This is a genomic window from Marivita sp. S6314, from assembly GCF_023015985.1.
Classification (GTDB): domain Bacteria; phylum Pseudomonadota; class Alphaproteobacteria; order Rhodobacterales; family Rhodobacteraceae; genus Marivita.
Genome location: NZ_JALKAO010000001.1, coordinates 205,331 through 220,867 on the forward strand (window position 1 = coordinate 205,331; position 15,537 = coordinate 220,867).

The following is a 15,537-nucleotide window of genomic DNA, read 5'->3' on the forward strand; positions in this document are numbered from 1 at the left end:
TTCAGCAGGTCATCCGATGCAGCAGAGTTGTGCGTGCCGCCCTCTGGTCCTATGTGTGAAGTCCCGCAACACAGGCAAGTCGGACCCCTCGTGGCCAAGAAAAAGAAACGCAAACACATGCCCGGCGGCTGGCAGGACTGGATCACCGACCGCATCCTGCGCGGAGCGATCTGGCTGGCCTTGCGATTGCCGATCCGGCAACGCCTTTGGGTCATGGGGCGGCTGGTACGCCATGTGGTGGCACCCTTGGCCGGGTATCGCCAGCGGGCGATGGACAACCTTGCCCATGTCTGGCCCGACATGGACATCGCGGATCAAAGGCGTCTGGCCGACCGGGTGGCCGACAATGCCGGGCGCACCATGATCGACAATTATGACGTCCCGTGCCTACTGCACCGGATGGAGACGGCGTGCGTTTCCGGCGAAGGGCTTGCGCATATCGAGGCCGCCAAGGCTTCGGGGCGACCTGTTCTGTTTGTCACTGGCCATTTTGGAAATTTTGAAGCCCCGCGTGCCGCATTGGTGTCGCGCGGTTACAGGATTGGCGGGCTTTACCGCCCGATGTCCAACCCCTTTTTCAACGCGCATTACGCGGCCAACATGCATGCGCTGTCTGATCCGGTGTTTGAGCAGGGACGGCGCGGCACGATGGGGTTGATCAAACACATCCGCGAAGGCGGCATGGGGGTGCTGCTGTTCGACGTCTATGACAGCGCAGGCAACACCTTTGATTTTATGGGACAACCCGCCCCAACGCTGACATCAGCGGCGGATATCGCGTTGAAAACCGGCGCGCTCATGGTGCCGTTCTTCGGCATTCGACAGCCAGACGGGATCAGTTTCGAAGCGGTCTTCGAGGCCCCCATCGACCATGGTGATCCGGTTGACATGATGCAGGCCGCCACGCGACGCCTGGAAGCACGCATCCGGGCACATCCGGAACAATGGTTCTGGATCCATCGACGCTGGAAGCCCAAGCGTCAGCGCAAGCGCGCCGCCGCCAAGATGGGTCCGTGATTCTTGGCCTGAACCAGAACAACAACCGGGGCATTGCCCGTGATGTTCACGGTCTCTGACAAGGCCGTCCGGCCATTCCAATCCCCGATATCGCGCCATTCGGTGACGATATGGGTATAGGTGATATCCTTGCCCGCGTTCTCTCCGCGCGGGATCGACACGGTTTGATGCGGCGTGTACCGGACCAGAATGATGTCCGCCGCCTGCATGCCCGACCGCGCCGGGGCGGCAATGCGCAATGAAGATCCGGTCCGGGCCAGATCAAGCGGAACCACCATGCCCTTTTGCGCGTATTCCTGCACTGCATCAGACACGTCCATCGGGCGATTGCCGATCACGTCCTTTGATCCGTTGATCACCATTTGCGGGGTATAAATCGTCCGGCTGTCAAACGACCGGGCATAGCCGCGCTGACGTTCGGTGAACGCGGCATGGGCAAACTGGTCTTTCCAGCCGATATAATCCCAGTAATCCACATGAAGCGCGAGGGCGATCACGTTGTCACGTTTCCCCAGACGGCCCAACAGCTCATCCGCAGGTGGGCAGGACGAGCATCCTTGCGACGTAAAAAGTTCGACCACAACAGGCGATGTGTCGGCTTTGGCAGCCTGGCCTGTTGCGCCAAGCATCAGCGCTGTCACAAGTGTTAGTAGCGTCCGCATTCTGTAATGTCCCGTCCGTGTGTTCCCCGACAGAACACCTAGACCTGTCGGATTGAAATAACCAATCAAGGTTTTGCGAGAGCCTGCGATCAAACCGATAGGAAACGCGCATCCGGAGAATTGTGTGCAATAGTATACCAAAAACGTCGCACCCCCCTTGATTGGCAGTCGGCCATAGGGCAAAGAGCAACCAGAATTCCTCGTTTATCTCGCTTAAGGAGCCATGTCATGCCCATTACAGTTGGTCAGGACTCCGCCAAAACCCGCAAGACTTTGACGGTCAACGGCGCGTCCATCGCGTATTACTCGATCCCCGCCGCCGAGGCTGCCGGATTGGGATCCTTCTCCAACTTGCCCGCCTGTCTGAAGGTGGTGCTGGAAAACATGCTGCGCTTCGAGGACGGCAAGACTGTCACCGTCGATGACATCAAGGCGTTTGGCACCTGGGGCGAACAGGGCGGCAAGAACCCGCGCGAGATTGCCTACCGCCCGGCCCGCGTTCTGATGCAGGACTTTACGGGTGTTCCGGCGGTTGTGGATCTGGCGGCAATGCGCGACGGGATCGTGGCGCTTGGCGGTGATCCCGAAAAGATCAACCCGCTGAACCCTGTTGACCTGGTCATCGACCACTCGGTCATGATCGACGAGTTCGGCAATCCGCGCGCGTTCCAGATGAACGTGGACCGCGAATACGAACGCAACATGGAGCGCTACACCTTCCTGAAATGGGGACAGCAGGCGTTCAACAACTTCCGCGTTGTGCCCCCCGGCACCGGCATCTGCCACCAGGTGAACCTTGAATACCTGGCCCAAACCGTCTGGACCGATGCGGACCAGAACGGCGATCAGGTCGGCTACCCTGACACGCTTGTCGGCACCGACAGCCACACCACCATGGTCAACGGCGCCGCCGTTCTTGGCTGGGGCGTTGGCGGGATCGAGGCCGAGGCCGCGATGCTGGGCCAGCCGATTTCCATGCTCATTCCCGAGGTTGTCGGCTTTGAGCTGACCGGCCAGATGATGGAAGGCACCACCGGCACCGACCTCGTGCTGAAGGTTGTCGAGATGCTGCGCGAAAAAGGCGTTGTTGGTAAGTTTGTTGAATTCTATGGCAAAGGTCTCGACACCCTGCCGCTGGCGGACCGTGCGACCATCGCCAACATGGCCCCCGAATACGGCGCGACCTGTGGCTTCTTCCCGATCGACGACGAAACCCTGCGTTACCTCAAGACCACCGGCCGCGACATGGATCGCATCGCGCTGGTCGAAGCCTACGCCAAGGAAAACGGCTTCTGGCGTGACGCGGACTATGCACCGATCTACACCGACACGCTGACGCTGGACATGGGCACCATCGTTCCGGCAATTTCCGGGCCAAAACGGCCACAGGATTATGTTGCGCTCGATGTCGCGGCGCAGACATTTGGGGAATACATCAGCGGTCAGCGGCCCGGCTATAAGGCCGATCAAGAAGAAAAAGAAGAATGGTATGACGAAGGCGGCGCATTGGCCCCGCGCAACATTCCGGGCGACATCGGCAAGCACAAGCGCGCCAAGGTAAAAGGCGAAGATTACACGATCCACGATGGCACCATCGTGATCGCCTCGATCACCTCCTGCACCAATACATCGAACCCCTATGTCATGATCGGCGCAGGCCTTGTGGCGCGCAAGGCGCGGGCACTGGGCCTCAACCGCAAGCCTTGGGTCAAGACGTCGCTCGCACCCGGTTCCCAGGTTGTCAGCGCCTATCTTGAGGCCGCCGACCTTCAGGAAGATCTCGACGCCATCGGCTTCAACCTCGTGGGCTACGGCTGCACCACCTGCATCGGCAACTCCGGCCCGATTCAGGCAGAGCTTTCCGAAGCGATCAACGAAGGCGACATCATCGCCACCTCCGTGCTGTCGGGCAACCGCAACTTCGAAGGCCGGATTTCACCGGATGTGCGTGCGAACTACCTCGCGTCGCCCCCGCTCGTGGTGGCCTATGCCCTGGCCGGTGACATGAATGTGGACCTGACAAAAGATCCGCTGGGTCAGGACAAGGACGGCAATGATGTGTTCCTCAAGGACATCTGGCCAACCCAGGCCGAGATTGCGGAACTGGTCGAAAAGACCGTGACACGCGACGCGTTCCAGTCGAAATACGCCGATGTCTTCAAGGGCGATGAAAAGTGGCAGGCGGTCGAAACCACGAACGAAAAGACCTATGACTGGCCGCCAACCTCGACCTACGTCCAGAACCCGCCCTATTTCCAGGGCATCACGATGGACACCAAGAAGATCGAGAATATCGAAGGTGCCAAGGTGCTCGCGCTTCTGGGCGACATGATCACCACCGACCACATCTCGCCTGCCGGATCGTTCAAGGAAACCACCCCTGCGGGTCAGTACCTGATCGAACGTCAGGTTCCGGTGCGCGAATTCAACTCTTACGGATCGCGCCGGGGCAACCACGAAATCATGATGCGCGGCACCTTTGCCAATATCCGCATCAAGAACGAAATGCTGGATGGCGTCGAAGGTGGCTACACCAAAGGCCCGGACGGCGCGGAAACGTCGATCTTTGATGCGGCGATGGCGTATCAGGACGCGGGGACACCGCTCGTGGTCTTCGGCGGCGAACAGTATGGCGCAGGGTCATCCCGCGACTGGGCGGCCAAAGGCACGGCGCTGCTGGGTGTCAAAGCGGTCATCGCGGAAAGCTTTGAACGTATCCACCGGTCCAACCTTGTGGGCATGGGTGTCATCCCGTTCGAATTCACCGGCGGTGACACGCGGAAATCACTGGGCCTGACCGGCGACGAAACCGTGTCGATCCACGGTCTGGATACCATCACCCCGCTGGCCGAGGTGCCCTGCACGATCACTTACGCGGACGGGACCGAGAAAACGATCACGCTGAAATGCCGGATCGATACCGGGATCGAGATCGAATACATCGAAAACGGCGGCGTCCTGCATTACGTGCTGCGCGATCTTGCCGGTCGGGATGCGATTGCGGCCGAGTAAGCGTTGAAGACAAAAACCGGAACAGACGCGCCTTTGGTGCGTCTGTTCCAAGTGTTCCGGACACCCGGTTCTTAGTTGGGAACCGGCACGCACGCGCCGCCCTCAACATAGCTTGACGGATTGCGTCCGCGCCAAACGATGTCGCCTTCGGGACCGAAACACAGCACAAGCCCTTCGAAGCTTGTCATCATGTCATAAGGCAAGTCCCGAACCGGGTCGCACTGCGTTTCGGTCGGCGCAACAACATAGCCGCCGATCCCCATCGCCATCGCCGCACAAAACACGCCGCCTCTATGCCCGCGCGCCACGCGGCAATTCGGCAACCAAACCTTGTCCACAAGACCATTTAATTGGTTGAATAGGTGGATATTGTCGGCCGAAAACCCTTGCCCAAGCTGCAAATACCCCGACGACCCGTGACAACTCAGGACGAGGTTCTTTAACCGTCCGCGCCGGGCACTTCGGGCAACTTCAGCAATCCACTCGACGATATGTTCCGGGCTTTCCGTCGATGCAATGTCCCACGTGTTCCACATCCGGTACCGCCGCGTCAGATCTCCTTGACTGACACGGGGATCATTGACGGCCATATTGGGTCTGGGCAAGCGGTACATAAAAGCGCTCCGAAAAAGGGTTTATCAAATAAATTGTGTGTTTGCATGATACGCAAACCACCCTGCCCGGTCGATAGTCCGGTTATTTGATCAGCACCGCGCGCGATTTTTCGGCAGCCCGCCTGCGCGGTTCTCTTTTTCTGGCACATCCTGTCGCATGTGACAGCTTGGCCCCTACACTTTTGTCGGGCTTACCCCCATCTGCATGTCTCTACAGGCGACATAACCCACGAGTTGAGACATGAAACTGCTGACCATTCTTCAGACTGCAGCCCTGCTTGTGATTGCCGGGGCAAGTGTCTTTGCCGGAACCGCCGCGCCCGTGTCCGGCTTGCTGCCGTAACAGTCCTAGTCTGCCTGCGCGGCTTCTAGCGCGGGCACGAACCTTTGTTCATAATCCGACCCGACCAGAGGTCCGGCAAAGCGGTACAGAACCGTGCCATCACCATCGACGATGAACGTCTCGGGCGGCGCTGTGACCCCCCAGTCGATTGACGTGCGCCCGGCGGGATCGAACGGCACCGCAGAAAACGGATTTCCATCATCCTCAAGATACGACTTGGCCGCGGATTCGCGATCCCGGATGTTCACACCGATGATCGACATGCCCTCGGCCTGCATTTCCAGCAGCTTCGGATGTTCCAACCGGCACGGCGGGCACCAGCTGGCCCAGAAATTAACAAGCGTGACCTCGCCCGTTGTCAGCATCTCGGGCGTAAAGGCGTCATACCCGTCCAGCGCCGTTTCCGTGATGGGCGGAGCCTGTTGGCCAACGCGGGTCGACGGCAAGCCTTGCGGGTCTTCACGGAACATTCCGACATAGGCCAGAACCGCAAATGCCCCAAAGATCACGGGCGGCAGCACCATCAGGGGCGAGATTTTAGCCATCCCGCGGCCTCCGGTTTTCAACCTCGTCCAGCGTGGCGCGGACCTTGCGCGCGCGGCGCAGGCTGATCATCACGATCGCGGCCAGAAGCGCCAGCGTCACGCCGTAGGAACTCAGCACCTCAAAGGCGTATTTTCCAAGATCCGGCATCACGCCTGCCCTTCCCGCGCCAAGAGCGCGCGCGTTCGGCGCGCCCGAATTTCGGTCTGTGTGCGCAGGAACACCAGCGCGATGAACAGCAAAACAAACCCGGCGATGCAGACCAGCAGCGGGAACCAGAACACGTCCGAGATGTTCTCTTCTTTATCAAGGCTCAGCGTCGCCCCTTGGTGCAGGCCCTGATTCCAGAAATTGACAGCATAGCGGCTTAGAATCGCAAAGACCGACCCGACCAGACACAGGATCGACGTCAGATCCGCCGCTGTGTCATCGTTTTCAATCGCGGACCACAGCGCCATGTATCCGAGGTAAAACAGGAACAGGATCAGGAAGGACGTCAAACGCGGGTCCCAGGCCCACCATGTGCCCCACATCGGCTGCCCCCAGAACGCGCCCGTGGCCAGGGCGATCACGGTCATCACAGCGCCCACCGGCGCCGCAGCCCGCGCAGCCAGCGCCGACACATGGTGACGTCGCACGATCCAGATCAGCGAGGCCACCAGCATCATCAACCACGCATTGATGGCCATCAGCGCGGACGGCACGTGAATGTAGATGATCTTGACGGTCGATCCCTGCCGGAAATCATTCGGGGTAAAGAAGAACCCCCAGATCAGGCCAACGACCAATGACACGCCCGCAAGCGCCCATATCCATGGCAACACCTTGTCGGTGGTGCGGATAAATTTTACCGGATTTGCGTATTCCCACAAAGACATATGCAGCAGGTAGGTGGTTTTTATCGCGCCTTCAATTCAAATTCGCGCCAAGCGACGCGTTACCGCAGATTGATCCGCAAAACCGCCGCGCTGGCAAAGGGCAAAAGGGCAATCACCCCGAAACTGATCCCCGCCAAAAGCAGCAAAGGTGTCTGAACGGTCAGCCCTTCTGCCCCCCGGCGCGCGACCTCGGCCCCGAAGATCAACGTCGGCACGTAAAGCGGCAGAACCAGCAGCGACATCAGCAAGCCACCGCGCTTCAGACCCACTGTCAACGCCGCCCCAAACGTGCCGATCACGCTCAGCGCCGGGGTGCCAAGGGCAAGGCTGATCACCACCCACTGGTAGGCCGGCAGCGGCAGGCTCAGCAGCACGCCCAGCACCGGCGCGGCCAGGACCAACGGCAGACCGGTCGTGATCCAATGCGCCAGCGCCTTGACCGTGACAATGCTTTCCACAGGCAGCGGTGCAGTGGCCAACAGATCAAGCGTGCCGTCTTCCCAATCCAGCGCCAGAATACGGTCCAGCGACAACAGGCACGCCAACAAGGCCCCGATCCACAGGATGCCGGGCGCGATCCGTGCCAGCAAATCTGTTTGCGGGCCCACACCAAAGGGCACCAGAACGGTGACAATCAGGAAAAACGCCAAGCCAAGGCCAAACCCGCCGCCGGCCCGGATCGACAGCACAAGATCCCGCAGCAACAGGGCGCTCATAGAAACGCCTCGTCCATATGACGCGCGCGCGGGGAGGCTTTGAACGGTGTCAGATCCAGTACGCGCGCCTCTTCAAGCCCAAGGTCGATATGGGTGGCCATCAAGGCACTGCCCCCGGACCGCAGATGCCCCCGCACCGCTTCGGCAAAAAGTGCGACCGACGCCACATCAAGCGACACGGTGGGTTCATCCAGCACCCAGATCGGGCGTCCGGTGACCATCAGCCGCGCCAATCCCAGCCGCCGCTTCTGACCGGCGGAGAGCGTGCCTGCCATGCGGTTGCGCAACTCGATCAGATCAAAGGAATGCAAGGCGGATTCGATATCCTTTACGGCAAAGACCGAGGCCCAGAACTTCAGGTTTTCGGTGACGCTCAACATCGCCTTGAGCCCGTCTGAATGGCCCGCATAGGCCATCTGATCCTCGGCCCCCGTGACGGTTCCGGCTTCAACCGGCTGCAAGCCCGCCACACTGCGCAACAGCGTGGTTTTGCCAACGCCGTTCGGACCGCGAAGCACCAGCGCCTCGCCCGGAGACAGGTCAAACGAGACCCCTTCAAGGATCGCCATGCCACCCCGGGTGACGGCAAGATCGCGGACAGCCAATACCATGCCCCCGGCTTAACCCACGGGCGATGGGGCGAAAAGCGCGAAAGTGTCGCTTGTCCGTCGCGGGTCCGTTTCCGTCACCGGAAACGCCAAGATGCGTCGCCGCATCTTGCCCGGCTCAGGTCACCGGCAGAAGCGCAACCGCAACCCGCCGCCCTTCGGACAACAGCACATTGTAGGTGCGACAGGCCGCCGGGGAACTCATGACCTCGACCCCAAGACCCGCCTCTTCCAGCTGCGTGCGCAGATCGGCCGGAATATGCGCAACCTCCTTGCCGGTGCCGATAAACAGCACGTCGACCTCGCCTGCCAAATCAAGCAGCGTGGCCGCGTCGTCATACCCCGCCCAGGGGCGCGTTCCGGAATGCCCGGTCATCACCGGCGCGTCATGTGCCTTGCCACCGATGCGAAAAAACCCCGGTCCGTACCCGTCAATGGGTTCGGCATCATTATACACAACTTCGTTCAGTCGCATCTCTGGTTCCCTTGCTCAGACTGTGTCCCAGATGGGCAGCCCCATCACTGTCGCCACCGCAATAATGACATAGGCCGCCACGCGATAGAAGCGATCCCGTTCGGGACGGAACAGCGCCTGCCCAATCAGCGCGCCCACCGCGTAAGGCACAAGAAACAGGATCCCAAGCGCCACGGCCTGAACCGTCAAAATCCCCTGCAGATACATCAAGGGCAGGATCAACAAGCTTGTAGTGGTCAGAAACACCACCGTCGTGGCGCGGGTCACGGCAATCGGGTCGCGCCCGGCCAATTGAAACAACACCATGATTGGCCCGGTCAGCCCGCTGACCCCGCCAATGAACCCCGCAGCAGCCCCAACGCTTGCGCGGGACAGGACACTGGGTTCCAGCTCGTACCTCCATCCGGCGATCAGCGCGCAGAGCGTGATGGCGCACACGGCGACCACGACCCAGCGGATGACGGTGACATCGGTCACCGTCAGAACCCAGATGCCAAGCGAGGCCGACACCGTGGCGCTGACGATCAAGATGGTGACGGCCTTGCGATCCACCATCGGCAGCGCCTTGGGAAAAACCGTCACAAGCGACGACATGGCCGAGACAGAAAATGCGGCGATGGCGACGGCGGGCGGTAGGAAGACCGTGGCCACCGGCAAAAACACCAAGGCCGCGCCAAACCCGGCAAAACCGTACACGATCCCCGCAACAAGCGTCGCCAGAAGCAACCAGTCCAGCCCCGCTGTGTCCAGCGCGGCCAGAAGGAACTCAGGCATCGACGTTCGAGAACTGGTTGCCCGTGGTGTCGGTTGGCTTGGTCCAGTCGCGTTTGACACCCAGCCACAGCAGGATCGCCGAGGCGACAAAGATCGACGAATACGTCCCCACGATCACACCCCAGATCATCGCAAACACGAAGCCCCGGATCACGTCACCGCCCAGCACAAACAGCGCAATCAACGCCAGAAGCGTGGTCGCCGAGGTCATGAAGGTTCGGCTGAGCGTTTCGTTGATCGAGATGTTCAGAACCTCCTTGAGGTCCTTTTTCTTGTACTTGATCAGGTTCTCGCGCACGCGGTCAAACACAACCACCGTATCGTTCAGCGAATAGCCCACAATCGTCAGCAAGGCCGCGATAATCGCCAGATCGAACTTGATCTGCAGCTCGGAAAAGATGCCGATGGTCAGGATCACGTCATGCACAAGCGCCGCAACCGCGCCCAGGGCAAACTGCCATTCGAACCGCAACCAGATGTAGATCAACACCGCGCCAATCGCCAAAATCACCGCAATCGCGGCGGTCTGGATCAATTCGCCCGACACTTTCGGCCCAACCGATTCCACCGAGACGAACTTGATATCCGGCACAACCTCGGCCAAGGCCGCTTCAACCTGCTGGATCACGGCGACGCTGACGGCCTCTTCCCCGTCCTGCGCTTGAATTCGCACCATGGCGACGTTCTGATCTGGTCCGAAGGTCGGATCGAACACTTCGGAAATGGTGATGTCGCCCAGTTCCAGCGCCGCAATCGCATCGCGGTAGACGCCGACATCAACCGGTTGCGCGCTTTCCGTGCGGATCGTTGTGCCACCCCGGAAATCGATGCCGTAGTTCAGCCCCTGCAAAAAGAAGGACACAAACGACAGCGCCATCAAAAAGGCCGAGATGCCAAACCACAGCTTCCAGCGGTTGAAGAAATCGAAATTCGTACCCTGCTTGACCAATCGCAACCGCATATCAGACCTCAATCGTTTTCGGGCGACGGCGTTCGAACCACATGATGATCAGAAGCCGGGTGACAAAAATTGCCGTGAAGACCGAGGTCAGAATGCCAAGGCCCAAAGTGATGGCGAACCCGCGCACCGGGCCAGAGCCCATGACAAACAGGATCACAGCGGTGATAAACGTGGTGATATTCGCGTCCAGAATGGCCGATAGCGCTTTTTCATAGCCCAGCTCAATGGCCCGCGCCGGGCCTTTGGCGGTTTTCAGTTCTTCGCGGATGCGTTCAAAGATCAGCACATTGGCATCCACTGCCATCCCGACCGTCAGAACAATCCCCGCGATCCCCGGCAAGGTCAGCGTGGCCCCGATCAGGCTCAGCAAGCCAAAGATCAGACCGATATTCACGATCAGCGCGACATTGGCGAAGATTCCGAACAACCCATAGCTCAGCGCCATGAACACCAGCACAGCCGCAAACGCGACCATGGTGGCGATGCGTCCGGCATCAATGCTGTCCTGCCCCAATTCCGGGCCGATGGTGCGTTCTTCCAGAAACTCCAGCCCTGCCGGCAGGGCCCCGGCGCGCAGAAGCACCGCAAGCTGCGTGCTTTCCTCGACCGAGAAATTGCCCGTGATAATGCCCGATCCCCCCGGAATATGGCTTTGGATGACGGGCGCGCTGATAACTTCGGCATCCAGCACAATCGCAAACGGATTGCCGATATTGGCCGCCGTATAATCGCCGAACTTGCGCGCCCCTGCCGGGTTGAACCGGAAATTCACCGCCGGTCGGCCGTTCTGGTCAAAGGCAGGCTGCGCATCGACAAGCTCTTCGCCGGTCACGACGGGGGATTGCTCAAGGATGTAAAACGTCCCCGGCTCGTCCATCGACGGCAGCAACTCGTTGCCGACACCCGCCGCCGCGTTGGCATCGGAACTGCGTCCGACAACCGGCTGGAACGTCAGTTGTGCGGTGGTGCCGATGATTTCTTTCAGCTCTGCCGCAGATCCGATCCCCGGCACCTGGATCAGGATACGGTCCGTGCCCTGCCGCTGGATGGTCGGTTCCCGCGTGCCAACCTCGTCAATCCGGCGACGAATGATCTCCAGACTTTGCAGCATTGTCCGTTCGTCGGTGGCGATCTGTTCGGCCTCTGACAGGGTGACGATGATCTCGTCCCCTTCGGCCCGGACCTCAAGGTCGTTGCTCAATGCGCCGGTCAGCGACACCACGGGCTGCGCCAGACTGCGCACCAGTTCCAAGGCACGGGCCATGCCCTCGGGTTCAGAGATCCGGACACGCAGTTCGTTCGGTGCGGATTGTTGCAACCGAATGGTGCCCACCGTGGCGCGTTCCGGGCGCAGCACATCGCGCACCTCGGGCCACAGCGCGTCCATCCGTGACGCGTAGACGTCCTCGACCTGCACTTCGGCCAAAAGATGCGCGCCGCCGCGCAGATCAAGGCCAAGATTGACCAGACCAGAGGGCAGGAATCCCGGCCAACTTGCGCTTTGCTCCAGAAGCTCGGGCGTTTCGCCCGAAACCTCTATCGCGGCAACGGCATCATTGTGTTGCTCAACACGGGGATAAAACAGGTTTGGCAGAGCCAATACCAGACCCACCGCAACCGTGGTCCAGATCAGAAGGCGCTTCCACAGATCGATCTGAAGCATGGGCGAGAGGTCCGATACGAAAGTGAAGGATTAGGTGTTGGCGGGTTCGGTCTTGGAGACAACCTGCGCAATCGTGTTCTGTACCACGCGCACCTTGACGCCTTCGCTCAGTTCGACGTCCAGTTCGTTGTTTTCCTTGACCTTCATCACCTTGCCGATCAACCCGCCCTGGGTGATCACAACATCGCCGCGACGCAGGCCTTCGACCATCTTCTGATGCTCTTTCATCTTTTTCTGCTGCGGACGGATCAGCAGGAAATACATGATCGCAAAGATCAGAATAAGCGGGACAAACTGGGCAATTGCGCTGCCATCCATGGGCGTGCTCCTTCAAGGTGGCGGGGCACACCCCGCATATGTTGTGGATCGTCAAATTTGGGCGGAACCTATGTTGCCCGTCTGGGCTTTGCAAGCCGCGTTCCAACTGTTTTGCAAGGGCTTTGTCGCATGCAATTCGCAAGTCTGCGCAGCAGGCAAATCACCCGACCGGCGGTCAGGCCTTGTACGACCGCGCGACTTGCGCCTTAAGTCCGTCCATGAAGTTCGCAATTCCGCCTTTTGTGCTGACCTGTCTTGCCGTGTCCGCAAGTGCGCAGGAATTGCCCGTTCTGCCCGTGGACAAGCACGAAAACTGGCAGGCCATCGGACGCGTGAACGCCGCAGGGTTCCGCAAACGCGAGATGTGCTCGGGCACGTTGATTGCCGCCGACACGGTTCTGACAGCCGCGCATTGCCTTGCCGGAACAGATGGCATCGGTCCCAAACCCGAAGAATTTACCTTTGTGGCAGGCTGGCTGCAGGGCGAAGCCGTGGACTCCGTGCGCGGTGCTGCGGTCTGGGTGCATCCGGACGCCTATGTGCAGGGCGTGCTGGATATCCGCTACGATATCGCTCTTCTCACGCTGGACCGTCCGGCGCAGGTCACGCCGTTGCCTTTGGCCACTGCCCCCACGTCAGACAATTTTGGCGTGCTGGGCTATTCGACCCGTCGCCCGCATATGCTGGGGGCCGCCTTTGACTGTACGGGCACGGAAACGTCGCATCTGTTGCGCCTGAGCTGTCCCGTCACCCCCGGCAATTCCGGCGGTCCGGTCGTCACAAAGGTCGGTGACAGCTGGCAGATCGCGGCGGTGATCAGCGCCATGGGGCAATCGGGCGCTCTGGCGGTGCCGGTCTCTCGCCTGCCCGCGCCGTAAGCCTCTACCATATGCCGGCATTCCGGTGCATAAGGCCGCCGAAACCACACGCGAGTCAGAAGGACCAGACCCATGCATGATATCCGAGCCATCCGCGAAAACCCCGCTGCGTTCGACGCCGCGCTGTCGCGTCGTGGGTTGGAGCCGGTCTCGTCCGAGATCCTGCGCATCGACGAAGACCGCCGCGCCGCGATTCTGGCCGCCGAAACCGCGCAGGCGGATCAAAACAAGGCCGCCAAGGAAATCGGCAAGGCAAAGGCATCGGGTGACGAGGCCGCGTTCCAGAAACTGCGTGATGAGGTCGCCGCGAAAAAGGCCGCCGTTGGCGACCTGCAGGCCCGCGCCAAGGAACTGGACGAAACGCTGACCACCCTTCTTGTCGGGTTGCCGAACCTGCCGTTTGACGATGTGCCGGACGGTGCAGACGAAGCCGACAATGTCGAGGTGCGCCGCTGGGGCACGCCGCGCAGCTTTGATTTCAAACCTCTGGAACATTTCGAAATCGCGGGCGTTCAACCCGGAATGGATTTTGAAACCGCCGCGAAACTGTCTGGCTCGCGCTTTGTCGTGATGTCGGGCGCGATTGCGCGGCTCCACCGGGCCCTGGCACAGTTTATGCTCGACACGCATATCAGCGAAAACGGTCTGACCGAAACATGGACCCCAGTCCTGGTGCGCGACGACATGATGTACGGCACCGGGCAATTGCCGAAATTCGGCGAAGACAGCTACCAGACCACCAATGGCTGGTGGCTGGTGCCCACAGCCGAGGTGACATTGACCAACATCGTCAACGGCATGACGGTCGAGGAAAGCTATCTGCCCCGCCGCTACGTGGCCCATACCCAGTGTTTCCGCTCCGAAGCGGGAAGTGCCGGCCGCGATACCGCGGGCATGTTGCGCCAGCACCAGTTCGAGAAAGTCGAAATGGTGTCGATCACGCATCCCGACAAAAGCCGCGACGAACTGGATCGCATGACCGGCTGCGCGCAACGCATTCTGGAAAAGCTGGGCCTGCCCTATCGCACCGTGGTGCTTTGTGTTGGCGACATGGGCTTCGGCGCGCGTCAGACCCATGACATCGAGGTCTGGTTGCCGGGCCAGAACACCTACCGCGAAATCAGTTCGGTGTCGGTCTGCGGTGATTTTCAGGCCCGCCGCATGAATGCCCGCTTCAAACCCGCAGACGGTGGCAAGCCGGAATACCTGCACACGCTCAACGGCTCCGGCCTTGCGGTGGGCCGCTGCCTGATTGCCGTGCTCGAAAACGGTCAGGAAGCAGACGGCTCAGTCACCCTGCCCGAGGCACTGAATCCGTGGCTTGGCGGCAAGACCCGCATTTCCGCGACAGGAGAGATGGTATAAATCATGGCACGCGTCTGGTCCGTTCTGGTCTTTGTCGCCGCGATCGCATTTGCGGCCTCACCCTGGTTTGTGCAGGGCTTTAACGGGTTCGAAGCCGATCAATTCCCCGTGCCTCAGGAAAACCCGCCGGTGCAACCGGCGGGCTATGCCTTTTCGATCTGGGGGCTGATCTACCTCTGGGGCATCATCGGTGCCGGGTTTGGTCTGCTCAAACGCAGCGATGACCCGGATTGGGCCGCCATGCGCCCGCCGCTGTTCTTCAGCCTTGCGGTTGGCGCGACATGGTTGCCGGTTGCCAACCAATCGCCGGTCGCGGCCACCGTGCTGATCTGGATCATGCTGGGCACCGCGTTTCTAAGCCTGTTTCGGGTCGGTGACACCGACCGCTGGCTGCAACAAGCCCCGGTGGCGATCTATGCAGGGTGGCTGACGGCGGCGTCAGCGGTGTCTGTTGGCCTGATGCTGGGCGGATACGGCATCCTGACGGAAACACTGGCCGCCATCGTTGCGCTGGGGTTGGGCCTGACCATCGCGCTGATTGCGCAGTACCGCCTGCACCGCGCGCCGGAATACGGCGTCACGGTGATCTGGGCGCTGGTCGGTGTGATTGTCGCCAATACCGGACCGCTCAACATCGCGGTGGTTGGCCTCTGTGTGTTGGGCATCATCGCCATTCTGGCCTTGCGCGGCACGGACACGGAATAACGAAA

General features: G+C 60.5%; 17 protein-coding genes. 5 read left to right on the forward strand and 12 right to left on the reverse strand.

Going from position 1 to position 15,537, the window contains the following annotated elements; translation table 11 throughout:
• The first annotated feature begins 90 nt into the window (after positions 1 to 90).
• Positions 91 to 1,017 (forward strand): lysophospholipid acyltransferase family protein, encoded by a 927-nt coding sequence (locus tag MWU54_RS00985; RefSeq protein WP_348647586.1) that lies wholly within the window; start codon positions 91 to 93, stop codon positions 1,015 to 1,017.
• On the opposite strand, the gene MWU54_RS00990 is transcribed toward MWU54_RS00985, so the two are convergent.
• Complete coding sequence (locus MWU54_RS00990) at positions 981 to 1,679, reverse strand: DUF1223 domain-containing protein (protein ID WP_247080177.1); 699 nt, start codon at positions 1,677 to 1,679, stop codon at positions 981 to 983. The genes MWU54_RS00985 and MWU54_RS00990 overlap by 37 nt on opposite strands.
• Before the next feature lie 228 nt (positions 1,680 to 1,907).
• Here MWU54_RS00990 and acnA point away from each other — a divergent pair, with 228 nt between their 5' ends.
• Positions 1,908 to 4,691, forward strand: coding sequence for an aconitate hydratase AcnA (acnA, locus tag MWU54_RS00995; protein ID WP_247080178.1), 2,784 nt, complete (start codon positions 1,908 to 1,910; stop codon positions 4,689 to 4,691).
• Positions 4,692 to 4,762: 71 nt separating this feature from the next.
• On the opposite strand, the gene MWU54_RS01000 is transcribed toward acnA, so the two are convergent.
• From MWU54_RS01000 to yajC, 11 genes are all read right to left on the reverse strand, one after another.
• Positions 4,763 to 5,296 carry a hypothetical protein gene (locus tag MWU54_RS01000; protein WP_247080179.1) on the reverse strand — a complete coding sequence of 178 codons (534 nt, stop codon included), beginning with the start codon at positions 5,294 to 5,296 and terminating at the stop codon, positions 4,763 to 4,765.
• Positions 5,297 to 5,653: 357 nt separating this feature from the next.
• Entirely contained in the window at positions 5,654 to 6,193 is a 540-nt protein-coding gene (locus MWU54_RS01005) for a DsbE family thiol:disulfide interchange protein (RefSeq protein ID WP_247080180.1), read from the reverse strand.
• A complete protein-coding gene (gene ccmD, locus MWU54_RS01010; protein WP_247080181.1) occupies positions 6,186 to 6,344 on the reverse strand; it encodes a heme exporter protein CcmD in 159 nt (52 codons plus the stop codon). The genes MWU54_RS01005 and ccmD overlap by 8 nt, the downstream gene beginning before the upstream one ends.
• Entirely contained in the window at positions 6,341 to 7,069 is a 729-nt protein-coding gene (locus MWU54_RS01015) for a heme ABC transporter permease (protein WP_247080182.1), read from the reverse strand. The genes ccmD and MWU54_RS01015 overlap by 4 nt, the downstream gene beginning before the upstream one ends.
• A gap of 59 nt (positions 7,070 to 7,128) precedes the next feature.
• Positions 7,129 to 7,785, reverse strand: a complete 657-nt coding sequence (gene ccmB / locus MWU54_RS01020; RefSeq protein ID WP_247080183.1) for a heme exporter protein CcmB — start codon at positions 7,783 to 7,785, stop codon at positions 7,129 to 7,131.
• Positions 7,782 to 8,396: a heme ABC exporter ATP-binding protein CcmA gene (ccmA, locus tag MWU54_RS01025; RefSeq protein ID WP_247080184.1), complete on the reverse strand. Its 615-nt coding sequence runs from the start codon at positions 8,394 to 8,396 to the stop codon at positions 7,782 to 7,784. Before ccmA ends, ccmB begins: the two co-directional genes overlap by 4 nt.
• Before the next feature lie 115 nt (positions 8,397 to 8,511).
• Positions 8,512 to 8,868, reverse strand: a complete 357-nt coding sequence (locus MWU54_RS01030; RefSeq protein WP_247080185.1) for an Mth938-like domain-containing protein — start codon at positions 8,866 to 8,868, stop codon at positions 8,512 to 8,514.
• 15 nt (positions 8,869 to 8,883) lie between these two features.
• Positions 8,884 to 9,642, reverse strand: a complete 759-nt coding sequence (locus MWU54_RS01035) for a sulfite exporter TauE/SafE family protein (protein ID WP_247080186.1) — start codon at positions 9,640 to 9,642, stop codon at positions 8,884 to 8,886.
• The gene (gene secF, locus MWU54_RS01040) at positions 9,635 to 10,603 is read right to left on the reverse strand and encodes a protein translocase subunit SecF (RefSeq protein WP_247080187.1); all 969 of its coding nucleotides are present in this window, start codon (positions 10,601 to 10,603) and stop codon (positions 9,635 to 9,637) included. Before secF ends, MWU54_RS01035 begins: the two co-directional genes overlap by 8 nt.
• Position 10,604: 1 nt before the next feature.
• On the reverse strand, positions 10,605 to 12,266 hold the full coding sequence (gene secD / locus MWU54_RS01045; RefSeq protein WP_247080188.1) for a protein translocase subunit SecD: 1,662 nt from the start codon (positions 12,264 to 12,266) through the stop codon (positions 10,605 to 10,607).
• A gap of 30 nt (positions 12,267 to 12,296) precedes the next feature.
• Positions 12,297 to 12,584, reverse strand: a complete 288-nt coding sequence (gene yajC / locus MWU54_RS01050; protein ID WP_247080189.1) for a preprotein translocase subunit YajC — start codon at positions 12,582 to 12,584, stop codon at positions 12,297 to 12,299.
• Between the two features lie 218 nt (positions 12,585 to 12,802).
• On the opposite strand from yajC, the gene MWU54_RS01055 reads away from it, so the two are divergent.
• The 3 genes from MWU54_RS01055 (at position 12,803) to MWU54_RS01065 (ending at position 15,532) form a co-directional block, all read left to right on the forward strand.
• Positions 12,803 to 13,462 (forward strand): trypsin-like peptidase domain-containing protein, encoded by a 660-nt coding sequence (locus MWU54_RS01055; protein WP_247080190.1) that lies wholly within the window; start codon positions 12,803 to 12,805, stop codon positions 13,460 to 13,462.
• A 72-nt stretch (positions 13,463 to 13,534) separates the two neighbouring features.
• Positions 13,535 to 14,827, forward strand: coding sequence for a serine--tRNA ligase (gene serS, locus MWU54_RS01060; RefSeq protein ID WP_247080191.1), 1,293 nt, complete (start codon positions 13,535 to 13,537; stop codon positions 14,825 to 14,827).
• Positions 14,828 to 14,830: 3 nt separating this feature from the next.
• Positions 14,831 to 15,532, forward strand: coding sequence for a hypothetical protein (locus MWU54_RS01065; protein WP_247080192.1), 702 nt, complete (start codon positions 14,831 to 14,833; stop codon positions 15,530 to 15,532).
• The last annotated feature ends 5 nt before the right edge of the window (positions 15,533 to 15,537 follow it).

Coding starts and splice junctions, on each gene's coding strand:
- MWU54_RS01035 (WP_247080186.1), bottom strand. CDS start 9,642: ATGCCTGAGTTCCTTCTGGCCGCGCTGGACACAGCGGGGCTGGACTGG.
- ccmA (WP_247080184.1), bottom strand. CDS start 8,396: ATGGTATTGGCTGTCCGCGATCTTGCCGTCACCCGGGGTGGCATGGCG.
- ccmB (WP_247080183.1), bottom strand. CDS start 7,785: ATGAGCGCCCTGTTGCTGCGGGATCTTGTGCTGTCGATCCGGGCCGGC.
- MWU54_RS01055 (WP_247080190.1), top strand. CDS start 12,803: ATGAAGTTCGCAATTCCGCCTTTTGTGCTGACCTGTCTTGCCGTGTCC.
- secD (WP_247080188.1), bottom strand. CDS start 12,266: ATGCTTCAGATCGATCTGTGGAAGCGCCTTCTGATCTGGACCACGGTT.
- yajC (WP_247080189.1), bottom strand. CDS start 12,584: ATGGATGGCAGCGCAATTGCCCAGTTTGTCCCGCTTATTCTGATCTTT.
- MWU54_RS01030 (WP_247080185.1), bottom strand. CDS start 8,868: ATGCGACTGAACGAAGTTGTGTATAATGATGCCGAACCCATTGACGGG.
- MWU54_RS01005 (WP_247080180.1), bottom strand. CDS start 6,193: ATGGCTAAAATCTCGCCCCTGATGGTGCTGCCGCCCGTGATCTTTGGG.
- MWU54_RS00990 (WP_247080177.1), bottom strand. CDS start 1,679: ATGCGGACGCTACTAACACTTGTGACAGCGCTGATGCTTGGCGCAACA.
- acnA (WP_247080178.1), top strand. CDS start 1,908: ATGCCCATTACAGTTGGTCAGGACTCCGCCAAAACCCGCAAGACTTTG.
- MWU54_RS01015 (WP_247080182.1), bottom strand. CDS start 7,069: ATGTCTTTGTGGGAATACGCAAATCCGGTAAAATTTATCCGCACCACC.
- secF (WP_247080187.1), bottom strand. CDS start 10,603: ATGCGGTTGCGATTGGTCAAGCAGGGTACGAATTTCGATTTCTTCAAC.
- serS (WP_247080191.1), top strand. CDS start 13,535: ATGCATGATATCCGAGCCATCCGCGAAAACCCCGCTGCGTTCGACGCC.
- MWU54_RS01065 (WP_247080192.1), top strand. CDS start 14,831: ATGGCACGCGTCTGGTCCGTTCTGGTCTTTGTCGCCGCGATCGCATTT.